At 40.2% G+C, this 10,679-nt stretch carries 7 protein-coding genes; 2 read left to right on the top strand and 5 right to left on the bottom strand.

The genetic code is table 11. The annotated features are described in order from the left end of the window. Positions 1 to 120: 120 nt before the first annotated feature. Entirely contained in the window at positions 121 to 3,258 is a 3,138-nt protein-coding gene (locus tag P8O16_RS16420) for a glycosyl hydrolase (RefSeq protein WP_300316521.1), read from the bottom strand. A gap of 137 nt (positions 3,259 to 3,395) precedes the next feature. Further along, complete coding sequence (locus P8O16_RS16415) at positions 3,396 to 4,808, bottom strand: DUF6600 domain-containing protein (RefSeq protein ID WP_300316520.1); 1,413 nt, start codon at positions 4,806 to 4,808, stop codon at positions 3,396 to 3,398. A 382-nt stretch (positions 4,809 to 5,190) separates the two neighbouring features. Between P8O16_RS16415 and P8O16_RS16410 the strand changes: the two genes are divergently transcribed. Then, positions 5,191 to 6,327, top strand: coding sequence for an endo-1,4-beta-xylanase (locus P8O16_RS16410; protein ID WP_300316519.1), 1,137 nt, complete (start codon positions 5,191 to 5,193; stop codon positions 6,325 to 6,327). Positions 6,328 to 6,330: 3 nt separating this feature from the next. Here the strand turns inward: P8O16_RS16410 and P8O16_RS16405 are convergent, their stop codons facing one another. Next, a complete protein-coding gene (locus P8O16_RS16405; protein ID WP_300316518.1) occupies positions 6,331 to 6,825 on the bottom strand; it encodes a heme-binding domain-containing protein in 495 nt (164 codons plus the stop codon). Positions 6,826 to 6,981: 156 nt separating this feature from the next. Between P8O16_RS16405 and P8O16_RS16400 the strand changes: the two genes are divergently transcribed. Next, entirely contained in the window at positions 6,982 to 7,371 is a 390-nt protein-coding gene (locus P8O16_RS16400; RefSeq protein ID WP_300316517.1) for a hypothetical protein, read from the top strand. 6 nt (positions 7,372 to 7,377) lie between these two features. Here the strand turns inward: P8O16_RS16400 and P8O16_RS16395 are convergent, their stop codons facing one another. Both P8O16_RS16395 and P8O16_RS16390 read right to left on the bottom strand, forming a co-directional pair. Beyond that, on the bottom strand, positions 7,378 to 8,382 hold the full coding sequence (locus tag P8O16_RS16395) for a Gfo/Idh/MocA family oxidoreductase (protein ID WP_300316516.1): 1,005 nt from the start codon (positions 8,380 to 8,382) through the stop codon (positions 7,378 to 7,380). Positions 8,383 to 8,557: 175 nt separating this feature from the next. Further along, a complete protein-coding gene (locus P8O16_RS16390; protein WP_300316515.1) occupies positions 8,558 to 10,456 on the bottom strand; it encodes a DUF4153 domain-containing protein in 1,899 nt (632 codons plus the stop codon). Positions 10,457 to 10,679 lie beyond the last annotated feature (223 nt).

The raw sequence follows: 10,679 nt of genomic DNA, 5'->3' as shown, positions 1-10,679 counted from the left end.
GTCAAAACCGTTTATTTTGACCTAATTTAGTACCCGTTAAGATCGCAAGAAAGCGATTGTCACTGGCTGTCACTTCTAACTTATTTGGCTACTGGCATCTTTGCGGATATACATATTTTTTTATTTCACAAACAAAACTCCTACTCCGGCTTCTTGAGCAGCTTTATTGAAAGCAGGAATTCCCTCTTTCAACAGCTTTTCTCCTTCAGCTTTTAATACTTTCCACTCTTCCCAAAGTTCGGCGTAGCGATCTTTGGAGCCTTTATTTACTTTAGGAATCGAACTCTCGGTTTGATTGATCATATAAAGGTAGTTGGCCGTAAACTTATTCGGGAAGTTTTCCACATCATCATAGGCGGTGGACTTTCGTTGAATCATCTTTTCATCCCAGGCTTGAAGGCCTTTCTGCAAGTTGTCTCCCGCTTCAGTCAATGCTTTGAGTTCTTCTTTTCCTTTTGTTCTAGCCAAGAGTGCCTTTAGTTGAGTTTGATAGTCCATCGCTTCATTCACAAGGTTGTGCATTTCAGTTAATTCAGCTTCCCGGGCTTTCATAAAAGCATCATACTCTTCGTAATCAGCCATTGTAATTTCATACAACGGATTTGGCTTGATGGTAACAGAGGTTTCAGAAGTTTGACTTTCGCTTTTGAGTATTAATTTGTAAGTGCCTGGAATCACCTGATGACCACGGTAGCTAGCTTCAAGATAAGCAGTTGGAATTCCCGGCATAGTTGGATGTCGCATATCCCAAACGAATCTGTTGATTCCTTTTTTCACAGTCAGGGTAGGTTCAGGAGATGGACCACCGTCATAAGACTTAAAAGAAGCATCTTTTTCAGAGCTTATAGTTCGAATCAATTTTCCTGACGCATCATGAATTTCCAGACTTACTTTGGTTGAATCTGTAGTGTTTTCAGGTAGATGATAATAAAGAACTACGCCGTTTGCTGGATTCACTCCTTCAAATGGATCCGTACCATCAAAATCAGAATTACTTCTACTCAGTTGGCTATACCAACTTCCGAGGTAGGTGTCCTCAGGTGAATAGATTTTGGCTGCAGTCACAGATTTTTGCATTTCTCGAACTGCGCTCAAATCATCTAAAATCCAGAAAGATCTTCCGGAAGTCGCTACCACTAAATCCTCATGAGCGATTTTCAAATCTAAGATTGGAGTGACTGGTAAATTAAGCTGAAATGCTTCCCATTTTTGACCTCCATTTCGGGAAATGTAGATGCCTTTTTCTGTTCCAGCGTAAAGCAGATTTTTATCTTTGGTGTCTTCTCGAACAACCCGAGTAAATGCTCCATAAGGAATTCCCGAACTGATATTAGTCCAGCTTTTTCCATAGTCTGTAGTCTTGTAGATCGCCGGTGTATAGTCATTGAATTTATAGCGAGTGGTTGCAATGTATGCTGTAGCAGGATCAGAAGGGGATACTTCGATCGCATTGATCAAAGATTCCTGAAGTCCTTTCGGGGTTACATTTGTCCAGTTTTCACCACCATCTCTGGTTAGGTAAACTAAACCATCATCACTTCCGGTATAGAATACTCCTTTTTCAAGTGGCGATTCAATGATGTAAGAAAGTGTTCCGTAATTCTCTGCACCTACTGCTTCATTGGTATAAGGAACACCACCTTTTCCTTGCTTTTCCTTTTCATTTCTAGTCAAGTCTGGAGAAATAACCTCCCAGGTTGTTCCATTGTCTCTTGTTCGTTGTACATATTGCGAACCATGGTAAAAAGTGCCAGGCTCATGCTGCGACCAGATGATCGGCGCATTCCAATTGTAACGATAACGCATGTCTGATGCATCTCTTCCAAGGTATTGGATAGGAGCAATCATTACATTGGTAGAACCTCCGGACTCCATATCTAGTAAGTCGATTGTCCCAAGATAGCTTCCACCCATGACGTAGCGTGGATCATCTGGGTTGAAAGCTAAGAATGCGGACTCACCACCTGCGGAGTAATTCCAATGCTCCTGCGAAATACCACCTCTTCCCAGTGCCATGCTACTGATTACGACAGATGTATTGTCCTGCTGACCTCCGTAAATTCGGTAAGGAAACTGATTATCCGTATTGATTCGGTAGAATTGGGCAGTAGGCATATTGGATTGTGTGGACCAAGTTTTACCTCCATTAAAGGTGATGCTTCCCCCACCATCATCAGCTAGGATGATGTTCTTGGAGTTCTTTGGGTTAAACCAAAGATCGTGGTAATCGCCATGCGCACCACTGATTTGCTCAAAGCTCTTTCCTCCATCTATTGATTGGAGCATTGGAGCACTTTGTACCCAAACTGTATTTTCATCGTTTGGATCAGCGAAAACTTCAATGTAATACCAAGCCCTTTGGGTCAGTCTATTGTCTTTGTTGACAAGCGTCCAGCTTTCTCCGGCATCATCGGAAACAAATAAACCGCCAAGATCTTTGTTTGAATCACTTTCAATTAAGGCATAAACTTTATTTGAATTAGCTCTTGAGACTGATATTGCCATTTTTCCTTTTTCTTCAGGAAGTCCTTCGTGGATTTTCTTCCAAGTCTTTCCAGAATCGGTGGTTTTATAAAGTCCACTTCCTGGACCACCGGAAATCACTTGCCAAGGCTTTCGCTGATGTTCCCAAAGTGCTGCATAAAGTACTTCAGGAGTATTCATATCCATGGATAGTTCTACGGCACCGGATTTCTCATCCAGGTAAAGCACTTTTTCCCAGGTTTCACCTCCGTTGATGGATTTGTAAACTCCTCTTTCTGGATTTGGAGCATGTAACGCTCCTTGTGCAGCTACGTAAACGATATCAGGATTGGTTGGGTGAATTTGGATTCTGGATATATGTTGCGTCTTTTCCAAACCAAGTTTTTTCCAGGTCTTTCCAGCATCGGTTGACTTGTAAACACCATCGCCATAAGAGGTCATCACACCACGAGGAGCATGCTCACCCATTCCTACATATACAATATTTGAGTTACTTTCTGAGACGGCTACCGCACCAACAGAGCCGGTTTCAAAAAAGCCATCAGAGATATTTTCCCAATGCTGACCGGCATCACTGGTTTTCCAGACTCCACCACCGGTGGTTCCAAAATAATAAGTTAAGGGATCATTGACTACTCCTGTTGCTGTAACCGAACGACCACCTCGATAGGGGCCAATGTTTCGATATTTTAAAGGCGGGGTGTCAGTGGGTTGCTCTTGTGCTATGGCTGAAAAGCAGCTAGCCAAAAAGAAAAGAAGTAGAATTTTTCGCATTGGGTTGAATGGTTTTTAAGGTTTTAAGATACTTAAAAACCCTTGAAAAAGTGTTAGATCCCGCAGTAATAAAAAAAAAGCATGATCAAAAATGACCATGCTTTTATTTGGAATAGTTGGTTTAGTATAATTCAGGATTAATTCCCTTTTGGTTTTACAGTTCTGCTCGAAGAGCTTCTTGATGTTGAGCTAGTGCTAGATTCCTTTCTAGGAGCAGTGCTTACTCGAGAAGAACCATTCTTTTGATTACTCGAAGGAGTACTTACTCTGGAGTTTGCAGGAGCAGTTCGGCTAGTTGATCTCACTTGGGGACTGCTCCGCTGTTGAGGAGCAGATCTTACCGAAGGCTGAGGACTTTGACTCCGCTGAGTCTGTGCAGGTCTTGCTTCAGGTCTTGAAGAAGTAGATCGTTGGCCTTGATTTGATCTCATGTCAGGTTGAGCAGATTGAGTTCTCGTTTGTGTTCTTTGTGGTACACTTGGAGAAGTCCTTCCGCTTGCAGGGGTATTATTTCTGGATCCATTTGTTCCGACTTGCGTTCTTCCTTGACTTTCCCGTGATGGAGTTGAAGTTCTACTTCTATTTTCCTCATAAGGTCTGGTTTCGAATGAACGCGATTCCTGAGCAGGTGCACTAGATCTCACAGTCCTCTCAGATCTACTTGCAGGTACTGAAGCATTTCCAGCACTTGAATTGGCTGATCGTGAACCGTTGGAAACCGATCGGTCTGCCGCTTGACTTCTTGCTGATCTAGCTGTATTCGCATCCAGTACTCTAGATGGTCTAGCTTCTGTGTTTCGGCTTCTGCTATTTTCAAGCTCTGGTCTGTAGAGGCTAATAGAATTTCTGGAAACTGCTGCTCTTCCTGCACGGTCAGAAGCTTGGACTTGATAAACAGGTACTGTTCTTCTGGTTACCCGCTCGATTTCTCTTCGATTTGGTCCTGCGACATAGCGATTATTGTTATAAATCACCGTATTGTTGATGATGGTAGTTTGATTATAGATTCTAACCCGGTTGCGATAGGGTGCATAATAGCGATGAGCATACTGATGATAGATTCGATTTCTTGGGATAAATACGAAATAGAAGCTGGGCAAATTCACCGCTACATTTATGGAAAAGCCAGGAGCCAAAGGAGCCCAACCGTAATAACCGCCACCAGTTCTCCAATTCACCCAAGCTGGTCCCCATTCATAACCTGGTACCCAGGCCCAACTCTGGTAGTAATTATCGAAATACCAACGTCCATAGTGAAACGGCGCCCAACCCCAATCGTAGTAAGAAACCCAGGTGTTACCATAAGTAGTCATTGCCCAATGGCCATTTGAACCATAGGGGTGAAAGCCTTGCTCAGCATATGGAAGCCAGATGTAGCCTTGATTCGGATCCATGACCCAATCTCCATATGGTGCCAATTCATCATAAAACACTTGGAAAGAAACACCAGGAAAAGGATTGGCTTCCGCTCGATTCAAGCTTGTGAAACCAAAACTCAAGAGTAAAACCAACAAGGCCTTAGTCCATTTTTTGAAGTCTTGCGTTTTCATAGTTATTGTGGTTTTGGTGAGAAATAGTTGGTTGTTGGCTTTTCTTTTTTCAGCTTCCTTTTACTTTGTAGATGCAGTTTTTACTAGAAAGGATGCATGCATACTAAAACTAAAATCGAGCCAAAAATTTAATCTTCTTTAAAATAAATACTCTATTGCTTTTCGAAACGGCGATAATTTCAAGAAGGTTGCTCTTAATTCTTAATATTCGATTAAGAATATGATTTATGAATCTTACTTAGATAAAAAAATATATTAAGAATTTTTTTCAAAAGTTTTTATTCAAGAAAGTATGTGTGGATTTGAAAAAAACTAAAAGTAAGTGGTATGAAAAGACTGGTCTTTCAGAAAAAAAATCGAAATTCCTCTTTAAAATAAAATCATGAAAAATTCTGATCGCTATTCCTTATTTGCCATTATAGGTTTGATTTCAATATTGATTTTTGCTTTTCAATCTCCAAGAGAATATTCTTTGAAGGAAATGTTTGGAGAAAGTTTTCTTGTAGGTGCTGCACTCAATTATAATGAGGTCAATGGGCAAGAGGAGAGGGCCTTTCCAGTCTTAAAACAACACTTCAATAGCATCAGTCCAGAAAATGGACTTAAATGGATCAAAATTCACCCGGAACCAGATCAATATGATTTTGAGTTTGGAGATCAATATGTGGCTTTGGGTGAAAAATTAAATGCCTTTGTGGTGGGACATACCCTAGCATGGCATCAACAAGTACCGGATTGGGTTTTTGAAAAAGCAGATGGAAACCCAAAGACTAAGGCAGAATTGCTTAAAACTCTTGAAGATCATATAGAAACCGTAGTAGGTCGATACAAAGGGAAAATTAATGGTTGGGATGTAGTAAATGAGGCTATTGCCGACAATGGTGAATTCAGAGAGTCAAAATGGTTTCAGATCGCTGGCGTAGATTTTATTAAAACCGCCTTTCGGAAAGCAAATGAAATAGACCCAACTGCTGAATTGTATTACAATGATTATAATGTCTTCAATTCAAAAAAACGATCGGCAATTTTAAAATTAGCGCAAGAAATGCGGGCTGAGGGAATTCGAATAGATGGAATCGGCATGCAGGGACATTATATGCTTAAAACTCCTTCTATTGGCGAAATTGAAAAGGGAATACTTGATATCCACGAAGCGGGATTCAAAGTGATGATCACCGAGTTGGATGTCGACGTACTAAAGCGACCAAAAGAAGCGATCGGGGCAGATTTAGCTAAGACTTATGAGTTTCAAACTGAATATAATCCCTATGAAAAGGGGCTTCCTTTAGAAATTGAAAAGGAGCTCAGCCAGCGGTACGCTGATATTTTCCAACTTTACTACAAGCATCGAGATAAAATCAGTCGGGTTACTTTCTGGGGAACTCACGATAAAGCAAGCTGGCTAAATAACTGGCCAGTAAAGGGCAGAACTAACTACCCTTTACTGTTTGACAGAAATCTTAGACCTAAAGCTCAGATTTTGGAAGCTATTCAAGAAATCATAAAGGATACTAACTAATCCTTAGTTTCTTTTTTTCATGACAAGGCTATCAGCAGGATAAGTGGCTGCCAACATTGCCATTTGGGCTTTGGCCCAGTCGATGATTTCCTGACGTTGTCCGTCGCTCAAATTTGCTTCTGCATGAAGTCCAAAATTCGTGTAGTCTTCCAAAGGCATTTCACCTTTCTCTACCATCTCTATGGTTTCTTCCAGCTTGTGGTTTTGTACCGCCAGCGGAAGTTTTGTAAATGTGGAAAAATTCAAATGACGCTTCCCATCTACGATGTGATCATTTAACCAATATCCGACTGGTTCAATTTTACTGTACCAAGGATAGACCGTACTATTAGAATGGCAATCATTACATGCATTTTTGAAGATAGTCTGAATATTATCCGGCACATCGTAACTTTTTGAGATGTCGTAAGTCAGGTCGTTGCTGGTGTTTTTCTCGTATGGAATAAACTGGATTCCAATAAATAGAATCAAAATGGCGATGGAGATTTTCTTTAGCATGGTTCTGGGGGTTTAAATAGGACTTCAATTTAATTCAATATCGCAGTATTTTTTCTTAATACTTTCTTAAGAATTCCAATTAGTCTTTTTGACTGAATTAATCGATATTAGTTTAATTTTAATTTGAAAAGTAGATAAATACAAAATTTTTAAACTATGCTATTTGTATTTACTTCAGATGAACTTGAACGATTGGCGGGGAATTTTTCTGCTAAAAAACCTAGTATTGAATTTCTCGGAGAAAATCAGCTAAAAGTAAAGGTGTCTAAAGTGAGCATCAAACTTTCATTGGAAGAGGTACAACCAAGAAGGCTGACTTTTAGCTACAAGATGAATGCTGTTGTTAATTTTTTTGCAGATCGATTTGTCAGTTTAAATAAGCCTGGAATTATCTGGGACAAAGAATCGGATCGGATTCATATCGATTTTGATCGAATGCCTCAAGAAGAAAAATTGAAAGATTTCTTTCTTCGTCAATTAATCATCGATAATCAGAAAATGATTATTGACTTTGATCTTTATCAGAAAGTGGAGGATAAAGCCTGAGTTATACTAGCCAATTCTTCTTTTTGTCAATTCATCCATTACCCAATTGGTTCGGGCTCCAGAAACTCCTGTGCTGGGGCAATTATCTGTACCAAGTAAATCGCCGATGATTGTTTCAATCAAAGGTTGTTGAATATGCTTTGGTAGTTCGAAGCTGAAACGCTCAGTCTTTTTACCGTCGACTTCCATAAGGAATTCACCTTTACCAAAAGTCTCGAAACTGATTTTTCCTTTGTTGCCATAAATGATTATTTGATCAATTGTTGCTATTTCAGCACTGGTAAAACACCAATTCCCAGTCCCTAAGACTCCATTTTCAAAAACGAAATTTCCGACTACAATGTCCTCGGCTCGGTAAGCTTTTCCCTGGTTACTGCAGTATCCGGAAGCTTGTGTAATTGGACCAAAAAAGAAATCCAATAAGTCAAGTTGGTGCGAAGCCAAATCAAAAAAGTAACCTCCTCCGGCGATTTCCGGATCGATTCGCCAGTTCTCGTCCGAGCCAGCAACAAGCCCGGGTAGTAAAGCTTGCTTTAGATCTATGTGAACCGTTCGAACCGACCCAATTGCATCTGAATCGATCAGTTCTTTGATTTTCATAAAATGGGGAAGCCGTCTTCGATAATAAGCCACATAGAGCGGGACATTGTACTGTTCACATATTTCAATCATTTTCTGACATTCCGAGAACGTTCTTGCCATGGGTTTTTCCACGTAAACGGGCTTCCCAGCTTTGGCCGCCAAAGTACAGAGTTCCAAATGCACATTGGGTGGAGTAGCGATGTAAATGGCATTGACTTCTGGATCATTGATGAGCTCTTGGGCATGAGTATACCATTTGGAGATTTGGTGTCGTGAAGCATAATCTTTCACCTTTTCTCCATTTCTACGCATCACTGCTACGATTTTGCTATTGGGGATTAGCTGCATGGCGGGTGCAGATTTCACTTCACAGACATTTCCTACACCAAGGACTCCCCACCGAATCTCGTTGTCAGCTATTTTTTTCATCTGTTTATAATTTGATTTTTATAGGTCATATGGAATCTCGCATTGTTGATAATCATCCCTCTGTGTGTCGAATACGACATGCTCGATTTCATGTGTTTATAATTTGTTTTTTAATGGTCATATGGAATGCCTTAGATAATCATTCTCCTGTGTGAGAACTTTTCTCATGAGCATTTCATGGTTTTTCATTTGTTAAATCCTGTTTACCCACCAGTGCAAAGCCATTCAAAGACTCAATAATCAATTCTCCATCTTGGCTACGGGCATCGATATTTTCAAAAAACAGAACTAGCTTCAAGTCCTCGGAATTGTATTCAAATCTCAAATCTTCCCATTCTACAGTGTTGTAAGTGTTAGTATAGAGAAGTTGTAGTTCTTGGATAAACTGTTTCAAATCGATTCGGGCTTCCCCACTGCTTGAAATCACAACCAATATTGATTCACCTTCCTTATCGAGGCTTATGACTAAGTTGTTTTCGTCTGATTTAGGTGTTGCATATCTACTTGCATCAAACTTGATTAACTGGTCAAATCCTTCAATTGGATACCTGAATTCGCCTGTTGCTACAAAGTTTAGCTGCTTGGTTTCTGGCTGATCATATTTCAATTCATAAGAAGGGATATAATCCAGTCCTATGGATTTGATGAAAAGCTCATCCCAATCCATAGAAGGGGAGTTTGATTTTGAATTGCTGGCTGAGGTTTGCATGATGGATTTCAAATCTTGGTCAAACCATGGTTCTAAATCTTTCAAACCATGATAATCCCCCAGATATTGGATAATTGAATTCACCTCTTTCAAGCTTTCCTGATCTAGATTTATTTCCTCACCGTTATCGATGGATTTAATGGCCCCTTTTTCACTGATTTCCCATTGGGTCTCATTTTGAATTTTCCCATTTACAAGCAACTTATTTTTCTCCAAAACACGAATGAGACGGTTGGTTTGATTCAATTCACTCAGGCTAAACATGCCCCAAGGACCAAATGAGGCGAAAATCATAAAAGATGCTAGGGAGATCGGGATCACTTTAATGTCTTTTTTTCCAAATGAGAAATAAATAGCGATAAAGCTCAGCCAAATCCCAAGAAGAGCAATAATGTAACGATTCACAGTAAGACCATATTCCTCGATTCGGATTCCTATGGCAAAAAACAACAGGATGATCAGTGGGAAAAGCAGCAAGTAAAAGGTCTTGTAGAAGAGTTTGATCCAGCCACTTTCTTTAAATTCCTGAGAAGGAAAAAGTAAAAGATTCGTAAAAATACCCAGTACTGAGATGGCTATGATCATGTAGCTTACGATGCCTCGAGGCCAATCCCAGGTCAATATGATTTTTCCTCCATAGACATAAAGGATCACGAGGTAGAAAAGTAAAAGCGGGATCAGCACAAACTGCGTAAACACACGCAAACCCCTAGGATATTCCTGCTCAGAGATCGAGTCTTTAAATTCCAAGGGAATACCTGCAAGAAAAAACCAAGTATTAAACACCCCTACGGTGAAGAAAAAGAGTTGAGCGAAAGTTTTGGGGTCAATCTCGGCATCAAAAAGGGCCATGATCGCAAGTAGGGCAAAGAGAATTCCTAAAAAGAGGACCGCGGAATATAGCGCCCCTAAGACCAAGCGCAGAAAAAGCACCTTATTGTAATTCCAGAAACCAAGTTGACTTTTGCTTTTGGAAAAAGGTAAAATCGCTACGAAAAGATGAATCGTCAGATTGTAAATCAGGTACCTGATATAAGGAGCGCGGTTGGTGTCGAAGCTGAGTTCCAGCGGAAAACTCCAATAGATCAGGCCAAGAAAAGCTAGTCCTCCAATTTGAATCAGAGTTTGATTTTTTTTGGATAGCTGCAACTGCTCGCCTAGAATTCGGATGCAGAAAAACAAGGGGATGCCAAGTGCTGCAGTAAGAAGTAGATTTACCAGCCCTAATTCCTCCTCGAAAAGTTCTAACTCCACTAGATAGATGGCTAGCCCCGTCCCAATTACTGCAGCAATCAGGCTGAGCGGAAATCGTTTGGCAGCTCTGAAGGAGTCCTCTTGAAGTTGATTTATGGAAGGAAATTTCATTACCGGGTTATTTGAAAAGTAAATTAGAGATTTTAAATCCAAGCAAAAAGTCCTGTATACTTCGGGAGTTTTAAATTATCTTAATTACTCCAGTTGCCAGATTGAAATTGCTGTTGTTTTTAGAAGTATATGTATATCCGCTTTTCTGCCAGCAAAGATCTAAAAGCAGCTAAGAATAAGTTAAACTCTAGGTTTTAGGCCACTTCGGTCATCCGTCATCGGT

The sequence above is a fragment of the Algoriphagus sp. genome, assembly GCF_029254265.1.
Classification (GTDB): Bacteria; Bacteroidota; Bacteroidia; order Cytophagales; family Cyclobacteriaceae; genus Algoriphagus.
The sequence above is the reverse complement of the archived record's forward strand: the minus strand, read 5'-3'. Positions and strand labels throughout refer to the sequence as shown.